Source organism: Marinifilum sp. JC120 (assembly GCA_004923195.1).
Taxonomy (GTDB): Bacteria; Desulfobacterota; Desulfovibrionia; order Desulfovibrionales; family Desulfovibrionaceae; genus Maridesulfovibrio.
On sequence record RDSB01000011.1, the window covers coordinates 121811 to 140287 of the forward strand.

Here is an 18477-nt window from a genome sequence, read left to right on the forward strand (position 1 = left end):
CTTCCGGGGGAAGCCGGCCACTACACCTGTCCGGCCCCTTTGGCCGAAGCGTCCTCGATTTTGTTGACCCGCCGAAGGAGCATATGATGAGATCTTTTGACCTCTTCAATTCTCATTTGCGCAATCAAGTCCCTATTCTTGGTATAGATGTCGAACGCGATAAGCCCCAGATTATCAATCCGGGTCTCAAACGCGAGCAACTCATCAAGTTTGCCTTCACTTTTTAGTTCCTCCATGAACTCGTCTCTCAGGAGTTTCTTGAAAAGGAAGACAAAACTTAAAGCTTTAGATGGTGCAAAGTCCTGAACTGTTCTTATTTTGACCAGCTCATCAAGGGAATTTGCAAGATCGTCGGCACTTTTCCATTCAAGGATCAGGTCAAAAAGTTCCCCTGCGACCTTTTTAATGGTGACCCCGACAGGATTTGTGAACCGATCTTTATTAGATCTCCATACATCCTGAGTTTCCTTAGGATAAGAAGAAAGAATCATTTCGTACCATTTCTCTGTCAGGTCTTCTCTTCTTTCCGACAATTTCTGTACAAGGCTCATGTTAACTACCTGTATTTGTAACAATAACAGATTTCAGGCCGCTGCAATAATTCTTGCAGGGTCCGGAAATTAAGGGTGATTTTAAGAAACCCAAATGTGAATTCTGTCACACTGTGACTAACAGGACGATATTCCAGATACCTAGTGATTCGTCAAGGGGTTTTAGTCCTTAGTCCGGCTATCAGATGGTGTGAAAATCATTGTCAAACAAGGGGTTCTATTATCTTATATGAATGCTTTCTTACAGATTCTGAAAGAAAGGTTGCTCATTATTGGTTGGAGCAACCTGCTTTGATTCTTACCTTTGTTGACAATAGAATGATATGACACCCCGTCCCTGTGAAGCTATAATCATATACGGGAAGGAATGTAAAATGTCGGAACTGTTAAATTTGTATCCGCAAGGATGCCGCAGGGCGATTTTTATACGCCGCTATAAGCGTTTCACTGTCGAGGCCATGCTTGATGGCGAGGTTGTCGGGGTCCATACAAATAATACCGGGTCTATGCTTGGTCTGCTGCGCGAGGGGCAGGATATTTATATTTCCCCGGCCCAGAATCCCAAGCGGAAACTTAAGTGGACCCTCGAGGCGGTTATGCCCTTTGGCGAGATGATCGGAGTTAACACATCGATTCCTAACAAAATGTTACAGCTTGCTTTTGAGGCTGGGCAGCTCCCTGAAGCTGAGGGATATACATCCCTCAAGCGCGAAGCCAAAGTAGGTAAGAGCCGCCTTGACGGGCTTTTTATAGATGATTCCGGCAAGCTTCCCGATCTTTGGGTGGAGTGCAAAAATGTAACCCTTGTGGAAGATGATGTGGCCTGTTTTCCTGATGCTCAGACCGAGCGCGGTCGCAAGCATCTTATGGAACTTATGGATTTGGCCGCAAAAGGCGACCGTGTTGCACTTTTCTTTTTTGTGCAGCGTAATGATGGTAAATGTTTCGGGCCCGCAGATTTTGTCGATCCCGAATATGCAGAGCTTTTTTACAGGGCTCTTGATGCCGGGGTGGAATGTTGGGCTTATGAGGCCGTTTTAAGTGAGCGAGGCATAGGGTTGGGAGTCAGGATGCCGCTGGTCTCTAAGTCGCCAGTATAGAACGGTTAATTTTCACCGGGATTGTGTTCGCGGCATAGTTTGAAGTATTCTTCAATGAGTTCTTTATCCAGCCAGTGGGTGTAGTATGATGCGAATATTTCCGTAGCATTGGTCTGTTCTAAAAGTTCATTGAGTTTGCGAATCATGCTGTAGCCGAATTTATTCTGAGGCGCACCGAAGTATATCGGGGTGAGCGGCGGCATATTTGCTACTTTGTAAAAAATGAGTTCTTGACTCAAGCGTGCATATTTAATTTCAACAGGAAATCCGAATGCTGCATCTACTCTTTTTCGTTTTAGCATTTTGAGAACGCCGAGATGGTCCGCAGATGATCTGACCATGAATGTTTGTCCGTAGTTATATCTTTGTATTATTTCATCGATTGCGCCGGAGTAGGAACGTCCCGAGTTGATGCCGATGCGGAATTTCTTTGATTTGCAGAAGGCTTCAAGATCTATTGTGCCGTCCTTGAGTATAAATGGGGTGTACTTGTTTTTGTCCGCCCGGTTGAAGATTATCCCATTGGAAAATACGAAATAGCTTGGCCGTGATGTGTAACGGACAAACTTTTCTCTTGCCGTGGTCCTGAAAAGAGGTGTGATTATGCCATGGGTTCCTCTTTTAAGTTCTTCAAGTATGCGGCCATAATTAGCTGTTTTAAAAGTAGAATTGTTTATAGCGAGATGTTCAGAGACATACTGGATGATTCTGTTGTCAATTCCGAATTCTTTGTCCGGGCCTTTGACTATGGCGTATGGCGGGAGGTCGGGCTGAAACCAGACTAAAGGTTCCGCTAAAGCAACAGTATTGCCGAACGCGAGAAACAGGATGAAGAGAATGAATTGCAGGTAGTGTTTTTTTGCCATTTTTCACACTGTGTTTTAGCTTGTCTAATGAGTGGCTATTTCTAGTATACGCCACTGTGGCATAATTTGTATAATATTTTTGTAAGCAGAACAAACGTGGAAAGCCCCTGCATGCGAATATTCGCATGCAGGGGCTTTCCGGCCTTGACGGTGTTGAAAAAGGGCGAGGCGTCCGGCCGGGACCGGGTTAATCCCGGTCGGACGCCCTAGGAGCAGGATGCCGAAATTTTAGCCGGGAGGGTGGAGCTCCCGGCCAGAAACCAGACTCGGAGTAGCTTGCAATCTGCTGGTAGATGCAATTGGTACGGATTCGACTGACTTTGGACGTAATCCGTACTGTTCGAGCTGTGTATGATGAGATTTATGTCCTGCTCTCGGGTTGTGCGGCTGAAGCGGTCTCCCGCTTTCTTTCTTCCTTGCGCACAGTCCTTCGCTCTATGGCTTCTCTGTTACGTCTGTGATCCACGCCTGTTTCAAGGATCAGTGGTGGAACCGGGGATGGTTTACCGTTCTCCCCCATGGCAACAAAGGTCAGATAGGCAGAATTTGTATGCCTTATCTCGCCGGTTAATAGATTTTCAGCTTCAACTCGGACCCCTATTTCCATGGAGGTCCTGCCGACCATATTCACGTTGGCATGCAGGTTGATCAACTCTCCCACATAAGCTGGCCGCAGGAAATTCATGCGGTCAATGGATGCGGTTACTACTGGTTTGCGCGCATGGCGCATGGCGCAGGTGGCTGCAACCAGATCCAGTTGTTTCAGCAGTACTCCTCCGTGAAGGTTTCCCGCAGGGTTGGTGTCCTGGGGCAAGACCCTGTAGGTCATTAATGTTCTGCTTTCGCTGATTCTTTTAGGTTTCATAGTGGCAACCCTGATCTTTTTGTGCTCTGACGTGCTTTTGTAATACGAAAAGTTTACATTTGGTCATACATAGGTAAAAACTATTTTATTTTACCATATTCGACTCTGGCTTCCCATATCATTTTGGCAATTCTCTTCCCTAAGTCCAGTTGCCTTGTCTTGATCAGGGCTTCCGCAGCGTCGCGGTTGCCGTCCTGCTTTAGCAAAGTGGCAGATTCAAGGTCTCTGAGATAGTTCTCAAATTCCCTTATCAGTTTGGAAAGATTCAGAGTTTCCAGTTCAAGGGGAACTCTTACGGATTTAACTTTTCTGCTCATTTTGCCTGTTTTACCTGTTGTGTTTGAAAAGATCTTACCGTTTAAAAGACAAATGTCAATACATTTGTATTACAATATGAAACTAAGTAAGCATTGGAGTCTATGCAGTTACAAACCGTAAATGAAATTTAATAGATCTCAAAAAGAAATACAATTGTATTACAATTGTAAGTCAAAAAGAGGACATAAAGTAATAGTTAATAAGAACTGGTAGTTAAGAGTTTTGGGGGTGGGGTAAGGCTGTTTAGCTGTTATTCAAATCTGAAGGATTGTACTTCCGGGCTGCTGGCGGTGATGAGTGCCGGAAAGATAATCAGTGCACATGCCGGGTGATATAGCAATGGAGAGAAGAATCCGCAGACGACAGTAGCGGTAAGTAGGCTGGTCAGCATGTTTGAAGGAAAACGTTTATAAAAGAATGTTCCGGCGGCGGCCACAAGGCATGGTCCGGCCAGCCCCCACGCGCTGAGCAGGTGCAGCCAGAATGGCAGGATATGAAACATGTATATGCCGGAACCGGTCCAGACGTGCTGCTGTCCGTGCCAGATGGTCCACAGTGAGGCCGGGACATTAAGGGGCAAGGGGACGGACAAGGGGAATCCGCTGATAAGCAGGTCCGGATTGTTGGCAAAAAGTTCCAATATTGAGAACCATAGCCAGTACGAAGGCAGGTCCTGTCTGTTCATAAAGGTCATTTCCTGAACTTGCAGGGAAAGGTAGTTAAAGAAAAGTAGGCAAAGAATGAGCAGGAACTTTTTCAGTCCGCCCTTGGGGCCGGAAATGAGCATAATCAACACAGCGGCTATGGCTGTGTCCCGACCAAGAGAGCAGAAGATCCCGGCAAGGATCAGTAGCCGGGTTAGTTTGTTGTTTTCGGAATTATGCATGGTAGCGCACAGTCCGACCAGAAGAATTGGTCCTGTAATGCTTGAAATGCCTGAGAATGAAGGCATAGCAGGTTCGTGCATAATAAAAAAGCGGATTCCGAATTCAGCGCAGATGAGTAGTGCCAGCCAGCTGGACCAGAAGGATATTTGTTTGGTGCTTGGTGGCGCAAATAGTTTTATCCAGAGCAGGGTTACCAGTAAGAAAAGTAGTGGCTTGCCTTCCATGAGCAGTGGGAGCTGGTCAAGTAGCGGGCGGGTGAATTCAGCAAAGCATTTGAATGAAATCCAGGTGATGAGCAGGGCAGGTATTCCGGCCTTGAACCAGATTGGAGCAACGCTGTCCTCGTCACCGCGTAATATCTCCAGCAGCAGGCCCAGTACAGCTAGTCCGGTGGCCATTATTTCCGCCAGATTGCCGGGGACAGCATGACTACTCAAGCTGAAGGCTGCCATGGTCAGCGGCAGTCCCAGACTGAATAGGGCTAGGGGAAGCTCCGAGGCTGTGAGGGCTTTATTGTCTGAACTCATTGGCAATTGTGTTACATGGATATGCTTAGGGTTAGAAGAGCCGGATTTAAAAAAACGATTAATTATTTACGTCCGCTGAATCTGAAAATCAAACGGTTGAGGTAGTTGAAAGGGAAAACAACAGGTTTGGGTATTCTTTTGCGTTTAACCAGCAGCAGATCCAGTACGTGGGCGGTCGGGTACTTAAAGCCTAGAAAGTTAACGCATCCTGCGCAATAGGTAACCATGGGGGCTCCGGTTTTCTGTGCTTCGGTAATCCGTTTGCGTGACCAGTATTTGGCGTATGCCTTTTTATAGAAATGGGTTGCTCCGCCCTCGCCGCAGCAGAGGGTCTTTTTACCGTTGTGTCGCATTTCCACAACTCTGATACCCAGTGACTTCAGTAGGGTGCGTACATGCTTGTGCATTTCAGTTTCATCACGGATCACGCAAGGGTCATGGACAGTAACTTCTTTTATGTTTGGCCTGACCGGAATAAATTTCGAATATTTCAACCTTTTATAAATAGAAATAATCTCTAGTTTTGAGTTGGATTCCTTGAAAGTGACATGACAATTGGGACAGGCGGTCAGGATTTTTTTTATTCCTTTACGTTCCAGCCTGTTTATGAGTCCTGAGAGGCCTTCCTCATGCCTGCTTTTTAGGCCAAGCATTTTGGATGGTTTTGAGCAGCAGTTAAGGACCAGTCCTATGGTCGGGTCTTCCCGCTTCAAAATTTTGTAGGCAATTCTGGTGGCATCAGGGTGCATGGCCGGGAGAGTGCAGCCCGGGAAAAATACGGTTTTGCAGTTGTCCGGGATGAATTCGCCCTTGAATGGGAAGCGTTGACCGAGCCGTTCGTAATTCAGAATCGGCTCGTATTTGTCCAGCCTGAAAATAGCATTGGTCTGAGCGTGGTTACGCAACTCTTTGAACATGCGGTCCGGTTCTGCTGCCACCGGACAAATGGCCGAGCATAGTCCGCAGGTGGAGCAGGCATATGAGCGTACTGCCACGTTGTCTGCATCTTCATCAGACGAAAGTGCCCGCAGGGCGATCGAGACAGGAGAGCCGCTTTCAGCAAGAAAACGGCATTGAGTCATACACTTGCCACAGTCTATGCATTCATCGGCTGTGTGCTGTAATTCTTTTTTTAATTGCTTTGATACTGGCATAGGCGCCTATGAAGACTCTGGCCTAAAGTAGTTGGCAACCCCAGATCTTCACCCTTTTATTGACGTATTCAGTGCACTTCCCTTTGATACGCACTTTTACGCCAGGCTTAAGGTTGCTGACCACCGGAATTTGGTCTTCGGTAAAATGACATATTACTTCGGCGGTGAAGTTGGAAATTCCCTTGAGTCCCACGTGCAGGTCGCCGAAACCTTTTGTGGAAACATCTACTATTTCGCCGGAAACTTCAATTACTTCATTCTGATACTTGCCGCTGGCCATGGTGTTGTTTTCAACAAAGTCGATGTAAAGCTTGTAGGAGCCTACATGTAGCTTTGACTGCGCCAGCATGACTTCGTTGGCTATACGGGCATGCCAGGCTCCAAGTGTTTCTTTTTTGTGCGGAGCTACATTTTGGTGCGCTGTGGGGCCGATTTTGAGATTTTTTTGCAGGTCGACCCGGTTGTTTAGCTGTCCTGTGGAATCGAAAATATCAGCGACAACTTTTCCCTCGTTTGAAATGTATATTTTAGATCTCAATCTCCCCATGGGGTCAACAAGATGAAATTCTTCCGCCTTGACGATGTTGGGCATTTTCAATCTCCCTAAGTTGCATAAATAAAATTATGTAAGAATATACAATTAAACGGTTCATTGCCTAAAAAAGCAAGTAATATTGCAAGTAAATTTTCCTGAGTGTACGATAAGTGTTTGTGATTTTCCAAAAAGTTGATATGAGTCTTCTCTTGACTTGGGTAAATAAAAGCCTTAACAGACAATCCCTTTCTTTACGCAATCAGCATCAATCGAGGAAAGGTGGAGCTTTTGAGATTTTTGCGCGTAAAAATGCTTAGCCGGCGGAGTAAGAGAATTGTTCGACAGCCTATCAGATAGACTTTCCGAAGCCTTTAAGAATTTCAAGGGGCAGGGACGGCTGGATGAGAAAAACATCCAGGCCGGAATGCGTGAAGTGCGCCTTGCTCTTCTCGAAGCAGACGTTAACTACAAAGTCGTTAAAGATTTTGTGGAGAAGGTAAAGGATCGTGCTCTCGGGCAGGAGGTCCAGAAATCACTTTCTCCCGGACAGCAGGTAATCAAGGTCGTTAACGAGGAGCTTACCGAGCTTCTCGGCGGCGAGCAGGAAGGGTTGCAGCTCACCAAGGGCAAACTTTCCAAGATCATGATGGTCGGCCTTCAGGGGTCCGGTAAGACTACTTCTTCCGCCAAGATTGCTTTGTACTTGCGGCGCAAGAAGTTTAAGCCCTACCTTGTTCCTGCTGACGTCTACCGTCCCGCTGCGATTGAACAGCTACATGTGCTGGCCAAGCAGCTGGATATACCGGCTTACCCGTCCACAACGGAAATGAACCCCGTGGACATCTGTCGTGACGCTATGGTCAAGGCGGAAGAAGCCGGATGTGATGTTCTGCTTTTCGATACAGCCGGACGACTGCATATTGATGAACCCCTGATGGATGAACTTGCATCCATCAAGGAAGAATGCACTCCGGATGAAATCCTTTTCGTGGCGGACGCAATGACAGGGCAGGACGCTGTCAATGTTGCCTCCACTTTTGACGACAAACTTGATGTTACCGGTGTAGTCCTTACCAAGATGGATGGTGATGCCCGAGGCGGTGCGGCGCTCTCCATCAAATCCGTCACTGGTAAATCCGTTAAGTTTGTCGGTGTGGGTGAAAAGCTTTCCGAACTTGAACTCTTCTACCCGGACAGGGCCGCTTCAAGAATTCTCGGCATGGGGGATGTACTTTCCCTGATCGAGAAAGCCCAGTCTGTGATGGATGAGGGAGAGGCTGAAAAGCTGACCGAGAAATTCCGCAAGGCCGAATTCGACCTTGAGGACTTCCGCACCCAGATGCGCAGAATGAAGAAGATCGGTTCCATGGGTTCGATCATGAAAATGATCCCCGGACTCGGCGGGCTTACTAAACAGCTTGGCGATATGGAGATTCCGGATAAGGAACTGAACAGGATAGAAGCCATCATCTCGTCCATGACCATGGAAGAGCGCAGGCGGCCCAAGCTTATTAATCCCAGCCGTAGGCAGAGGATTGCAAAAGGTTCCGGCGTGAAACTTGAAGAGGTCAATCAGATGCTCAAGAATTTTGAGCAGATGAGCAAGATGATGAAGAAAATGATGGGCGGCAAAGGCGGAAAGGGCAAAATGCCCAAGATGCCGAATCTGCCCGGAATGCCCGGACTTGGCGGCGGCGCAGGAATGCCGGGAATGCCCGGTATGGAAGGGTTGGAAGGTATGGAAGGAATGGAGGGTATGCCTCAGCCTTCTAAGGCCAAGAGTAAGAAGACCCTTCAGGCCCGCAAAAAGAAAAAGCTTAAAAAGCAGGCTCGCAAGAAAAAGAAGAAATAGTTTTTTTGTGGGCATATGCTTGCAATTTATTAACGAACCACTTAATTTAAGATTATATGGGGGAAAGTAGACAATGGCTATTAAACTTAGATTGACCCGTATGGGCTCCAAAAAGCGCCCTTTTTACCGTATTGTAGCAATTAACAGCGAAACCAGACGTGACGGTCGTCCTTTGGACTTCTGCGGTTATTACAACCCTATGGTTGAGCCTGTTGATGTTAAAATTGACAAGGAAAAAGTAGAGAAGTGGCTTGAGAGAGGCGCAGAGCCTAGCAATACTGTTAAATCTCTCCTCAAAGCTAATTCTTAGGGTTCGTATCTCACCAGGTTCGAATTCTTCTTCACTACTCACGGTACACACTCGAAATCAGAAGCGGAGGTTGTTGGCATGTTGAAGGATTTAGTAGAGTACATCGCGAAATCGCTTGTTGACAATCCGGATGAAGTAGTTGTCACCGAAATCGAAGGGGAGCAGACTTCCGTAATCGAACTTAAGGTCGCCAAAGAAGATCTTGGTAAGGTTATCGGTAAGCAGGGCCGCACCGCGCGTGCCATGAGGACCCTGCTCGGTGCTGCATCAACCAAGGTGAGAAAACGCTCTGTTCTGGAAATTCTGGAATAAGAGTCCTCGAACCTGACCATACCGGCAGGCTGCTATGGAAATGCTTGTAGTTGCCGAGGTGGTCAAACCACATGGTCTCAGGGGGGAAGTTTGCATTGAATCTCATGCGGACTCCCCTTTTCTCTTCGACGAGGTTCCCTGTCTTTATCTGGCAAAGAAAGGGCAGAAGCCCCGTCGTTTTGTTGTGCGCTCCTCACGGAAACACAAAGGGCGTGTACTTATTACCTTCAAGGGTGTCGAAGGTCGCGATGAGGCTGAAAGTCTGCGCGGCATGGAGATTCTTGTGCGTGAAGCTGATCTTCCCGAAACCGGAGAGGATGAAGTTTACATGTACGAGCTTGAAGGCATGAACGTCGAGCTCGAAGACGGGACTGTGGTTGGCACCATTTCGGACTTTATTCTTGCCCCCGGGCAGGAAACATGGGTGATTTCATCTTCAGAGGGTAAGGAAATTCTTTTTCCCGCTGTTGAGAAATTTGTTTTGTCTGTTGATCTGGAAGCGGAGAAAGTGGTTGTAGACCCGCCCGAAGGGCTGCTTGACATCTACCTCGCCGACGAAAGTAAGAAAGATAACGGGAAGAAAAAGAAATAGGGCAGAGTGCCGCTTTTTTGAATTAAAAGGCTGAATATAGTGAAATTTAATCTGGTTACACTCTTTCCGGAATTCTTTGATTCCCCGCTGTCTCACGGACTCATGGGTAAAGGCGTTGAAAAGGGCATAGTCTCTTTTAATAAGGTCGATCCTCGTGAGTTTACAACAGACCGCCATAAATCCGTTGACGACCGTCCCTATGGTGGCGGGCCGGGCATGGTCATGTTTATTGATCCCATTGCCAAGGCCCTCGATTCCGTAGGTATACGTCCGTCAAAGGAAGGCGGATGCCCCAAGGGTAAAAGGCTGATCATGCTTTCGCCCAAGGGTAAACCCCTGACCCAAAAGCTGGCTGTTGAACTTTCCAAGGAAGAGGAGCTGACTCTCGTCTGCGGAAGGTACGAAGGGATTGATGCCCGCTTTGAAGATATTTTTCCCGTTGAAACTGTCTCCGTAGGAGATTTTGTGCTCAACGGGGGTGAAGCCGGGGCCATGTGCCTTGTTGAAGCTGTAGCCCGCCTGCTGCCGGATTTTATGGGGCATTCCGAATCCGGTACGGAGGAGAGCTTTTCTTCCGGTCTTCTGGAGTATCCGCACTATACCCGTCCCTCAGAATTTGAGGGATATTCTGTGCCGGAAATCCTCTCTTCAGGTAATCACGCCCTGATCGAAGAATGGAGGAGAACGAAGTCTCTGGACGAGACCTTGGAAGGGCGTCCGGAGCTTTTAGCTGAAGCTGAAGGGCTAAAAAAAGATGATGTGCGTTATTTGCGCACAATACCCCGAAAACGTTTGGGAAAAAATCTTTATATGGCTCTGGTGCACTATCCGGTGCTAAATAAATTTGGAGAAAAGGCCGCCGTTTCTTTGACAAACCTCGATATTCACGATATGTCCCGCGTTTCCCGCTCGTATTCACTTAGTGGATTTTTTGCGGTGACTCCCATCGAGGATCAGAAGAAACTGGCCGAAAGGATTATTTCTCACTGGACCTCGGGACCGGGTAGCAAGTTCAACCCGGACAGAGCCGCAGCTTTTTCCAAGGTAGGTGTGAAAGATTCCCTGCAAGATGTGGTGGAGCATATTGAGTCGGGAACGGGTAAGAAACCGATACTGGTGACCACCAGTGCACGGGGGGCAGGCAGCACGACCATGAACAAGGTTCGTGAGATGCTGCAAGACGATCCCGTCCTGCTTGTCTTCGGTACCGGTCACGGGTTGGCTCCCGAAATTCTGGACATGGCCGCGGGCAGTTTAAGACCTATCCGCTTCATGGACGGATACAACCATTTATCAGTAAGAAGTGCGGTGGCGATCACGGTTGACAGGCTATTGGGAGACGCCTGGTAGAGTCCGCCTTCGGGTGCCGCATAAGAATTTATATAAGGAGTAGCGAAATGAGCAACGTAATTGCAAACATCGAACGCGAACAGATGCGTATTGATATGCCCGCTTTCAAAGCAGGCGACACTGTAAAGGTACACCTGCGTATTATCGAAGGTGAAAAGGAACGTATCCAGGTTTTCCAGGGTGCTGTTCTGCGTTACCGTAATGGTACCACTAACTCCACCTTCACCGTCCGCAAGATTTCTGACGGTATCGGCGTTGAGCGTGTTTTTTCCGTACACTCCCCCTACATCGAGCGTGTAGAGGTAGTTGCTGAAGGTAAAGTACGCCGCAGCCGCATCTACTACCTGCGTGGCCTTAAAGGTAAGGCAGCACGTATCAAGTCCAAACAGGCTTGGTAGGCCACGAAGCTTTAATGCTTCGCGGATTCTCCCATCGGGCCTCCGGTCCGGCATGGGAACGCAAAATTGTGTTGAAAACCGTCATTCCCGGACTGAATCAGTTCGGGACTGGCGGTTTTTTACTTTTTTAATGCCTCCGGCGGCTTAAACCCTTTTGCAAAAGGGTTTAAGAATCCCAAAACTTTTTATTAAGGCTTCGCCACCTATGTCTGAAAATATGTTGCCGGGGATGGAAACACAGAGCCTCATTACTGCTGGTATCGATGAAGCCGGGCGCGGTTGCTTGGCTGGTCCTGTCGTTGCCGGAGCTGTTATTCTGCCCGAAGAATATGATTTGCCGGGGCTGACTGATTCTAAAAAGCTTGATGAAGCTGCACGGGATCGGCTGGCAGTTGAGATCAAAAAGCAGGCTGTGTGTTGGGCTCTTGGCGTAAGTCGCGCACAGGTGGTGGACAAGATAAATATTTTACAGGCCACTTTCAGGGCCATGGGCCGTTCTGTGCTGCATTTGAGGGTCAAGCCTCAGCGTTTGATGGTTGACGGCAATAAGGTCATCCCTGCGCCGTATTTGGGCGGTGTCTCCGGCTTTCGGCAGGAGGCTGTGGTCAAAGGTGACCTGAAGATCCCGGCTATTTCGGCAGCATCCATTCTGGCTAAGACTTTTCGGGATAAGCTGATGGTGCAGCTGGCAAAACGTTATGCGGCTTATGGATTTGAAATTCATAAGGGCTACGGCACCAAGGTGCATCTGGATGCCCTTAAGGAACATGGTCCCTGCGCGGTGCATCGCATGACTTTTAAAGGCGTCCTGCCTGAGAAAACGAAAGCTAAACAGGAGCGCATGTGTCTGCCCGGCATTTAGCTTTCGGACAGGCAGGCGAAGATTACGCAGCCCGTTTTCTGGAAAATCGCGGATATTACCTGCGCCAGCGTAATTGGCGTTGGAAACAGTGGGAACTGGATATAATCTGTGAAAAGGGCGATGAACTTATTTTTGTGGAAGTGAAGACCAGAGCCGGACGCAGCACGCAGTCCGGCATAGAGGCGGTGACTCCGGCCAAGCGTAAGAAGCTGGTCAAGGCCGCGACCCGCTACCTTTCGGCATTTGATCTCTGGGAGAGGCCCTGCCGATTTGATCTGGTTATTGTGAACGACGACGGAACCGGCTTTAGAGCGGAACATATAGAAAATGCATTCGACCTCACCGACTTTATGGGTGGTGGCAACACCGCTTGGCAACCTTGGTGATATCACCGAGCGGGCCAAAAAAATTCTGGCCTCTGCCGACCTCATTTTTGCGGAGGACACCCGCCGCACAGGCAAACTGCTCCAGTCGCTGGATATCAGCGGCAAGAGCTTTGTCAGTCTGCATGAACACAATGAGGAAAAGCGAATTAAGAAAGTGCTGGCCCACTTTGACGAGGGTAATGACGCAGCACTTGTTTCCGATGCCGGAACGCCGCTTATGAGCGATCCCGGATACCGGGTGGTTCGGGCTTGCCGTGAACATGGTGTGCGAGTGGTTCCCGTGCCCGGTCCCAGTGCTCCTGTTACAGCCCTTTCCGGTTGCGGCTTGCCGCCGTATCCGTTTTCCTTTCTCGGTTTTTTGCCGCGTAAGGAAGGGCAGATGCGCAGACTCTTCGATGTTTACGGACAGACCGGGGCAACAATTGTATTTTTTGAGCGTAAATCCCGGTTGCGGGAGACCATGCATCTGGCCTATGAAACCCTTGGGAACCGTGAGTTTTCCATTTGCCGTGAACTGACCAAGGATTACGAAGAGTTCATCAACGGCAACCTTGAAGACTGGGAAGAAGTCTCCGAAGAACTCCGTGGCGAAATCACGGTGGTTGTCGGTCCTCCGGTGAATGAAGGTCCTGCCTCTGAAGAAGACATCTTCAGGCTGATTGATGCTGAAATGGAATCCGGGGATAAGCCCAAAGTTATTGCCAGACGCATCGCCGAAAAGGTGGAAGGCTGGACAGCTAAAGCGGTCTATGAAAAGGTAACTGAAAGAAAGAAAAGGACTTAGCAGGCTTGCGATTAACGGTGGCGAAGTCTTATTAAAATTTCTCTGGACCTCGGAGAGCCGCCGGAGGCAAAATCTGTATAAATAAAGCGCGGAGCGCATCAAATTAAAATGGATAAAGCAGCAGAAAAGAAACCATTAGGTCTGGCCTTTGCCAGATGCTTTCTGCGTTCTTATTTTGTAGGAGCGGGATTCAATACCCGCGGCTTGCAGAATATAGGCTTTTCCTACGCCATGCAGCCCGGGCTTGAAGCCATTTATGATGACCCGGCAGAGCTTTCCAAAGCCCGCAGACGGTATGTGAAGCATTACAATTCGCATCCCTTCTGGGCACCGCTGCTGGTTGCGATATTTCTGTCTGTTGAAGTGCAGATCAGGGACGGGAGATTTCCGGTCCAATTGCTGGATAAGTTGAAAAATACAACCAGCTACACACTTTCTGCTATCGGTGATTCGGTTTTTTCCGGCAGCGGCCTGATCTTTTGGGCTTTGGCGACAGTGAATATGTTGCTGGCTGGTCATCATGTGCAGGCTATGCTACTCGGTTTATTGTCGTTTGCTGTGCTGCAATCTTTCAAGGCGTTCACCTTCTGGTCCGGTATTAATAAAGGGCTGGGATTTCTGGATGAACTCAAGCGCTGGGACTTGATCAACTGGGGAGAGCGGCTTAAGTTTGCCAACGGCTTTCTGGTTTTACTGATCTGGTTTCAGCTTTGGCCCCGTCCGCTACACGAATTTGAATGGTACGGGGGGACTGCGGTTCTCGGAGTGCTCGGCTGGCTGGTTGCCACCGGGAAAATTGCCCGCGAAATAGTGGCTGTTCTGGTCGTTGTTATCGGACTGCTGACTTTGCATATGCTGTGATTTTTTCTTTTGAAAAAATAAGATATAAGGATTAATGAGAAATGACTGAAGAGAGCGCGCTTCGCGAAGGAGCCCCGGCAGGCGGGGAACCAATAGCCCGGACAGTGGTTGTAACCAACCAGTTGGGGCTGCATGCCCGTCCGGCGGCTAAACTTGCGCAGGAAGCCCAGAATTACGAAGCGGACATTATGGTTGTCTGCGAATCTCAGGAAGTAGACGCCAAAAGCATCCTTGATGTGCTTACTCTGGCGGCAGCGCAGGGCAGTGTCCTTGAACTGCGGGCTGACGGCTCAGATGCCGCAGCGGCCCTTGATTGTCTTGAGGAACTTTTTAAAAACAGATTCGGCGAGGAAAAGTAAGTGGCCAGAGCGGTCGTCAACGGAATTTCCGTCTCAACAGGTATAGCCATTGGCAAGGCCTTTTTTCTTAACCGCAGCATCTCATCCAGACTGCCGAGGCAGACTGTACCCGTCCATATGGTGGAAGGTGAGAAAGAGCGGATGAAAAAAGGATTCAGTGATGCCGTGGAAGAGCTTGCAGCTATCCGGGAGAAGGTGCCCGAAGAGCTTAAAGAGCACCAGCTGATCATTGATTCCCATTTGATGATGCTCAAGGACCCCAAACTTCAATCCTCGGTCCTGAAATATATCGATGATCTCAAGATCAATGCCGAATGGGCGATGGACAAGGCCGTAAATGACCTTGCAAAAGCCTTTGGAGCCCTTGAGGACATCTACATTCGTGAACGCATGCAGGATGTGCGTCAGGTGGCTTTGCGCGTGCAGGCCAAGCTCATCGGCGGTGAAGCCAATCTGCGACCTGTTGAAGGGCGCGTTGTACTCATGGCCCATGACCTGACCCCGGCAGATACCATTGAGCTTGAAGTGAATAAGCTCATGGCTTTTGTGACCACTCTTGGCGGTAAAACCTCCCATACCGGTATTTTAGCCCGCACCCTCAACATCCCCGCTCTTGTGGGGGCTGAGGATCTGGAAAAATCCGTTGTGGACGGAGATCTGGTCATCATTGACGGTCTGTCCGGAAAGATTCTGGTTGATCCCACTGATGAAGAGCTGGAACATTATTACACCCTTGAGACCCAGTTTGACGATTACCAGCGGACCATTATCCGCGGTTGCCAGCTTCCGGCTGAAACAGAAGATGGCTACCGGGTGCAGGTTAATGCTAATATTGAACTTTTCGAAGAGGTTGCGGCCGTTATTGACAACGGCGGCGAGGGCATAGGTCTGTTCAGGACCGAATATGCCTATCTGAACCGTACCGACCTGCCCACTGAGGACGAGCTGGCTGAAAAGTATTCGGAGCTTGCGGCCATTATGTCGCCGCGTCCGGTAACTCTGCGTACTCTTGATCTCGGTTCGGACAAATTCATGTCCCATTTCGGTGCTCTTGATGAAGCCAACCCGGCTTTGGGTTTGCGGGCCATGCGTTTTTGCCTCAAGCATCAGGAGCTTTTTAATACTCAGCTCCGGGCCATGCTCCGGGCCAGTGTGCACGGAAATGTCTCCATGATGTTTCCCATGATTTGTGGGCTGAAAGAAGTTTTGCAGGCCAAGAGTGCTCTTGCCCGCGCGCAGCAGGAGTTGCGTGATGAGGGCATTCCTTTTGACGAAAACATGCCCATCGGGGTTATGATTGAGCTGCCCGCTGCGGTCATGATTGCTGAAATTCTGGCACAAGAAGTGGATTTCTTCAGCATCGGAACCAATGACCTGATCCAGTACAGTCTTGGTATTGACCGTACCAACCCTCATGTTTCTTATCTTTATCAGCCGCTGCATCCGGCGGTGGTGAGATCTATTAAGTACGTTGTCGATGCCGGACATCGGGCCGGTATCGGGGTCAGCCTCTGTGGTGAGGTGGCATCAGATCCTTATTGCGTACCCATTCTTATGGGTATGCAGATAGATAGCCTGAGCCTTACTCCACAGGCCATTCCCGGCATCAAGCGTATTCTCCGGCAGCTGAATATGCAGGAATGCAAGCAGTTGCTTAAAGATGTACTCGGCTGCCGTACTGTAAGCAGAATCAACCGTCTTGTTACGGACAATATTTATAAAAAGTATCCGGAAGAACTGACCTTTTTTGCGTCTCTTCTGGATAACGAAGAGATCACAGGTTAATTAGAAATCATGGCTAAGAAGAAAAAGAAGAGTCCTTCCTCAATCGCGATAAATAAGCAGGCCCGTCGTAATTACGACTTTGTGGAAACCCTTGAAGCCGGTTTGGTGCTTAAAGGGACCGAGGTGAAGTCCCTGCGTCAGGGGCAGGTCAGCTTTAACGACGGATATATTAACTTTAAGGAAGGCGAAGCTTGGCTGATAGGCATCCATATTGCTCCTTATGACCATGCCGGTCATACTCAGCATGACCCTGATCGCCCACGCAAACTGCTGTTGCATGAACGCGAAATAGAACAGTTACAGGCTAAAAGCGAACAGAAAGGCTTAACCGTTATTCCGGTTAAGTTATACTTTTCAAGAGGGAAGATTAAGCTTGGAATAGCTCTTGCCAAAGGGCGTAATGTTCATAACCGTAAGGAAGAGCTTAAGCGTAGAGATATCGCAAGAGATACGGCTCGTCAGCTGGCTAATTACTAGCCGACCAACGAGCCGTATAAAGTTCTCATCCACCCCTTGCCGGTAGGTGGAGAAAGCATGATAAGGGTATGGTAACCTTAGTCCGTCAAGGAGCGGACTTCGACTGTTTATAAAACAGTCGTATTTATCTTACTGGAGACCGGAAACGAGAATGGTGAAAGCCATTGCTGCACCGACCCAGAAAATTGTTTTAACCATTCCGGTTACGGGGTCGAGTTTCTTTTCGCGGCCAACTTCGCTGTTTTCAGGGGTGAAAATCTCAGTCATAAATGCGCTGATGCTACTCATGGTCGTTCTCCTGTATGCGTGATCAAGGTTATAAAATCACGTAGTCAATGAATCATTATTGCCTGCTTTCATGTTTTCAATCCAATGGGAATACTCGAAGACCCTGTTTAATATTTTTAATAGCCTTTGTTCGAATTTTTAAATGATGTAGGTAAATGGCCAGAAAGCATGGAATTATATCAGATTAAGACATTCGTGGTGGTGGCCGAAGAAGGTAACATGACTCGTGCTGCTAAACGGTTGCACGCCAGTCAATCCACCATCAGTCTACATATCAAGTCCCTTGAAGAAGAATTTGACGTGCGCTTGTTTCTGCGCACCCCCAAGGGTATGCAGACCACAGCTGAAGGCAAACTGTTGCTGGAAAAAGCCCGTGATATTTTAGATTCCGTTGAAAAATTTGAATCCGAGGCCCAGAGCATGAAAGGTGAGCTTTCGGGTGTCGCACGCGTGGGTTTGCAAACTTCACCTATTTATCTCAGGACTCCGCAGCTTATTAAATTGATCAAGGAAGAGTTTCCGGGGTTGTCCGTGCGTCTGGTGCAGATGCCCACTTGGACAATCCGCAGTGATATTGCCGCCCGCAAGCTTGATGGCGGCTTTTTTTATTCCAATTGTCCGCCCGAAGAGGTGGATGGCATTCTGCTGGAGAATACCATATTGCACGTGGTCGGCCCGGCTTCATGGCGTGACCGCATGGCCGATGCCGGTTGGGAGGATCTATCCAAGCTCGACTGGATCTGGACCCCGGAGGAATGCTCTTTCAACGTCAAGCTCGAAGAAACTTTTTCCTCCCGCGATCTTGAAGTTTCCAAGTCCATGATTGCTGACAGCGAAGATACCCACAACGCGCTGGTCAAGTCCGGTAACGGCATTACTGTCATGCGTGCGGACGAAGCTGCTGAGGGAGTCGAAAAGGACGAATTTTATATCTGGCCCGGTGGACATATCGAGGTCGGGCTTTATTTTGGATTTCCACGCAAAAAAGAAAGTGATCCCGTGGTTCGGGCTCTTTTAGACTGTGTTGAGCAAGTCTGGAAAAAGGCGTAGTATTTTGC

The 18477-nt window shown here is 48.6% G+C and carries 22 protein-coding genes; 15 read left to right on the plus strand and 7 right to left on the minus strand.

Annotated features, from left to right (window positions below; all coding sequences use genetic code 11):
• Nucleotides 1-20 precede the first annotated feature (20 nt).
• Nucleotides 21-551, minus strand: coding sequence for a hypothetical protein (locus D0S45_12385; protein TIH14933.1), 531 nt, complete (start codon nt 549-551; stop codon nt 21-23).
• A 374-nt stretch (nt 552-925) separates the two neighbouring features.
• Here D0S45_12385 and sfsA point away from each other — a divergent pair, with 374 nt between their 5' ends.
• Nucleotides 926-1651, plus strand: a complete 726-nt coding sequence (gene sfsA / locus D0S45_12390) for a DNA/RNA nuclease SfsA (protein ID TIH14934.1) — start codon at nt 926-928, stop codon at nt 1649-1651.
• Nucleotides 1652-1656: 5 nt separating this feature from the next.
• Here the strand turns inward: sfsA and D0S45_12395 are convergent, their stop codons facing one another.
• From D0S45_12395 to D0S45_12420, 6 genes are all read right to left on the minus strand, one after another.
• Nucleotides 1657-2517 carry a hypothetical protein gene (locus D0S45_12395; protein TIH14935.1) on the minus strand — a complete coding sequence of 287 codons (861 nt, stop codon included), beginning with the start codon at nt 2515-2517 and terminating at the stop codon, nt 1657-1659.
• A gap of 361 nt (nt 2518-2878) precedes the next feature.
• Nucleotides 2879-3382 carry an acyl-CoA thioesterase gene (locus D0S45_12400; protein ID TIH14936.1) on the minus strand — a complete coding sequence of 168 codons (504 nt, stop codon included), beginning with the start codon at nt 3380-3382 and terminating at the stop codon, nt 2879-2881.
• A gap of 80 nt (nt 3383-3462) precedes the next feature.
• The gene (locus D0S45_12405; protein ID TIH14937.1) at nt 3463-3699 is read right to left on the minus strand and encodes a hypothetical protein; all 237 of its coding nucleotides are present in this window, start codon (nt 3697-3699) and stop codon (nt 3463-3465) included.
• A 251-nt stretch (nt 3700-3950) separates the two neighbouring features.
• A complete protein-coding gene (locus tag D0S45_12410) occupies nt 3951-5114 on the minus strand; it encodes a hypothetical protein (GenBank protein TIH14938.1) in 1164 nt (387 codons plus the stop codon).
• A 62-nt stretch (nt 5115-5176) separates the two neighbouring features.
• Nucleotides 5177-6268: a (Fe-S)-binding protein gene (locus D0S45_12415; protein TIH14939.1), complete on the minus strand. Its 1092-nt coding sequence runs from the start codon at nt 6266-6268 to the stop codon at nt 5177-5179.
• Between the two features lie 22 nt (nt 6269-6290).
• The gene (locus tag D0S45_12420; protein ID TIH14940.1) at nt 6291-6860 is read right to left on the minus strand and encodes a hypothetical protein; all 570 of its coding nucleotides are present in this window, start codon (nt 6858-6860) and stop codon (nt 6291-6293) included.
• Between the two features lie 277 nt (nt 6861-7137).
• Between D0S45_12420 and D0S45_12425 the strand changes: the two genes are divergently transcribed.
• The 14 genes from D0S45_12425 (at nt 7138) to D0S45_12490 (ending at nt 18469) form a co-directional block, all read left to right on the plus strand.
• Nucleotides 7138-8655, plus strand: coding sequence for a signal recognition particle protein (locus D0S45_12425; protein TIH14941.1), 1518 nt, complete (start codon nt 7138-7140; stop codon nt 8653-8655).
• A gap of 73 nt (nt 8656-8728) precedes the next feature.
• Nucleotides 8729-8965, plus strand: a complete 237-nt coding sequence (locus tag D0S45_12430; GenBank protein ID TIH14942.1) for a 30S ribosomal protein S16 — start codon at nt 8729-8731, stop codon at nt 8963-8965.
• A gap of 78 nt (nt 8966-9043) precedes the next feature.
• Nucleotides 9044-9277, plus strand: coding sequence for a KH domain-containing protein (locus D0S45_12435; protein TIH14943.1), 234 nt, complete (start codon nt 9044-9046; stop codon nt 9275-9277).
• A gap of 34 nt (nt 9278-9311) precedes the next feature.
• Nucleotides 9312-9869 (plus strand): ribosome maturation factor RimM, encoded by a 558-nt coding sequence (gene rimM, locus D0S45_12440; GenBank protein TIH14944.1) that lies wholly within the window; start codon nt 9312-9314, stop codon nt 9867-9869.
• Between the two features lie 39 nt (nt 9870-9908).
• On the plus strand, nt 9909-11219 hold the full coding sequence (gene trmD, locus D0S45_12445) for a tRNA (guanosine(37)-N1)-methyltransferase TrmD (protein TIH14945.1): 1311 nt from the start codon (nt 9909-9911) through the stop codon (nt 11217-11219).
• Nucleotides 11220-11266: 47 nt separating this feature from the next.
• The gene (locus tag D0S45_12450) at nt 11267-11617 is read left to right on the plus strand and encodes a 50S ribosomal protein L19 (protein TIH14946.1); all 351 of its coding nucleotides are present in this window, start codon (nt 11267-11269) and stop codon (nt 11615-11617) included.
• Between the two features lie 205 nt (nt 11618-11822).
• Nucleotides 11823-12479 (plus strand): ribonuclease HII, encoded by a 657-nt coding sequence (locus D0S45_12455; protein TIH14947.1) that lies wholly within the window; start codon nt 11823-11825, stop codon nt 12477-12479.
• A complete protein-coding gene (locus D0S45_12460; GenBank protein TIH14948.1) occupies nt 12461-12865 on the plus strand; it encodes a YraN family protein in 405 nt (134 codons plus the stop codon). The genes D0S45_12455 and D0S45_12460 overlap by 19 nt, the downstream gene beginning before the upstream one ends.
• Nucleotides 12807-13649 carry a 16S rRNA (cytidine(1402)-2'-O)-methyltransferase gene (rsmI, locus tag D0S45_12465; GenBank protein ID TIH14949.1) on the plus strand — a complete coding sequence of 281 codons (843 nt, stop codon included), beginning with the start codon at nt 12807-12809 and terminating at the stop codon, nt 13647-13649. The genes D0S45_12460 and rsmI overlap by 59 nt, the downstream gene beginning before the upstream one ends.
• A 108-nt stretch (nt 13650-13757) precedes the next feature.
• Nucleotides 13758-14510 (plus strand): 3-keto-L-gulonate transporter, encoded by a 753-nt coding sequence (locus D0S45_12470; GenBank protein TIH14950.1) that lies wholly within the window; start codon nt 13758-13760, stop codon nt 14508-14510.
• 41 nt (nt 14511-14551) lie between these two features.
• Entirely contained in the window at nt 14552-14869 is a 318-nt protein-coding gene (locus D0S45_12475) for an HPr family phosphocarrier protein (GenBank protein ID TIH14951.1), read from the plus strand.
• Nucleotides 14870-16654 carry a phosphoenolpyruvate--protein phosphotransferase gene (gene ptsP / locus D0S45_12480; GenBank protein TIH14952.1) on the plus strand — a complete coding sequence of 595 codons (1785 nt, stop codon included), beginning with the start codon at nt 14870-14872 and terminating at the stop codon, nt 16652-16654.
• Nucleotides 16655-16663: 9 nt separating this feature from the next.
• Entirely contained in the window at nt 16664-17131 is a 468-nt protein-coding gene (gene smpB, locus D0S45_12485) for an SsrA-binding protein SmpB (protein ID TIH14953.1), read from the plus strand.
• Between the two features lie 456 nt (nt 17132-17587).
• A complete protein-coding gene (locus D0S45_12490; GenBank protein TIH14954.1) occupies nt 17588-18469 on the plus strand; it encodes a LysR family transcriptional regulator in 882 nt (293 codons plus the stop codon).
• Nucleotides 18470-18477: the final 8 nt, after the last annotated feature.

Excerpts from the sequence above, each read along its gene's own strand:
- rimM (TIH14944.1), top strand. The coding sequence starts at position 9,312 with ATGGAAATGCTTGTAGTTGCCGAGGTGGTCAAACCACATGGTCTCAGG.
- D0S45_12395 (TIH14935.1), bottom strand. The coding sequence starts at position 2,517 with ATGGCAAAAAAACACTACCTGCAATTCATTCTCTTCATCCTGTTTCTC.
- D0S45_12435 (TIH14943.1), top strand. The coding sequence starts at position 9,044 with ATGTTGAAGGATTTAGTAGAGTACATCGCGAAATCGCTTGTTGACAAT.
- D0S45_12450 (TIH14946.1), top strand. The coding sequence starts at position 11,267 with ATGAGCAACGTAATTGCAAACATCGAACGCGAACAGATGCGTATTGAT.
- rsmI (TIH14949.1), top strand. The coding sequence starts at position 12,807 with ATGCATTCGACCTCACCGACTTTATGGGTGGTGGCAACACCGCTTGGC.
- smpB (TIH14953.1), top strand. The coding sequence starts at position 16,664 with ATGGCTAAGAAGAAAAAGAAGAGTCCTTCCTCAATCGCGATAAATAAG.
- D0S45_12410 (TIH14938.1), bottom strand. The coding sequence starts at position 5,114 with ATGAGTTCAGACAATAAAGCCCTCACAGCCTCGGAGCTTCCCCTAGCC.
- D0S45_12420 (TIH14940.1), bottom strand. The coding sequence starts at position 6,860 with ATGCCCAACATCGTCAAGGCGGAAGAATTTCATCTTGTTGACCCCATG.
- D0S45_12455 (TIH14947.1), top strand. The coding sequence starts at position 11,823 with ATGTCTGAAAATATGTTGCCGGGGATGGAAACACAGAGCCTCATTACT.
- D0S45_12475 (TIH14951.1), top strand. The coding sequence starts at position 14,552 with ATGACTGAAGAGAGCGCGCTTCGCGAAGGAGCCCCGGCAGGCGGGGAA.
- D0S45_12490 (TIH14954.1), top strand. The coding sequence starts at position 17,588 with ATGGAATTATATCAGATTAAGACATTCGTGGTGGTGGCCGAAGAAGGT.
- sfsA (TIH14934.1), top strand. The coding sequence starts at position 926 with ATGTCGGAACTGTTAAATTTGTATCCGCAAGGATGCCGCAGGGCGATT.
- D0S45_12430 (TIH14942.1), top strand. The coding sequence starts at position 8,729 with ATGGCTATTAAACTTAGATTGACCCGTATGGGCTCCAAAAAGCGCCCT.
- D0S45_12400 (TIH14936.1), bottom strand. The coding sequence starts at position 3,382 with ATGAAACCTAAAAGAATCAGCGAAAGCAGAACATTAATGACCTACAGG.
- D0S45_12415 (TIH14939.1), bottom strand. The coding sequence starts at position 6,268 with ATGCCAGTATCAAAGCAATTAAAAAAAGAATTACAGCACACAGCCGAT.
- D0S45_12470 (TIH14950.1), top strand. The coding sequence starts at position 13,758 with ATGGATAAAGCAGCAGAAAAGAAACCATTAGGTCTGGCCTTTGCCAGA.
- D0S45_12405 (TIH14937.1), bottom strand. The coding sequence starts at position 3,699 with ATGAGCAGAAAAGTTAAATCCGTAAGAGTTCCCCTTGAACTGGAAACT.
- D0S45_12385 (TIH14933.1), bottom strand. The coding sequence starts at position 551 with ATGAGCCTTGTACAGAAATTGTCGGAAAGAAGAGAAGACCTGACAGAG.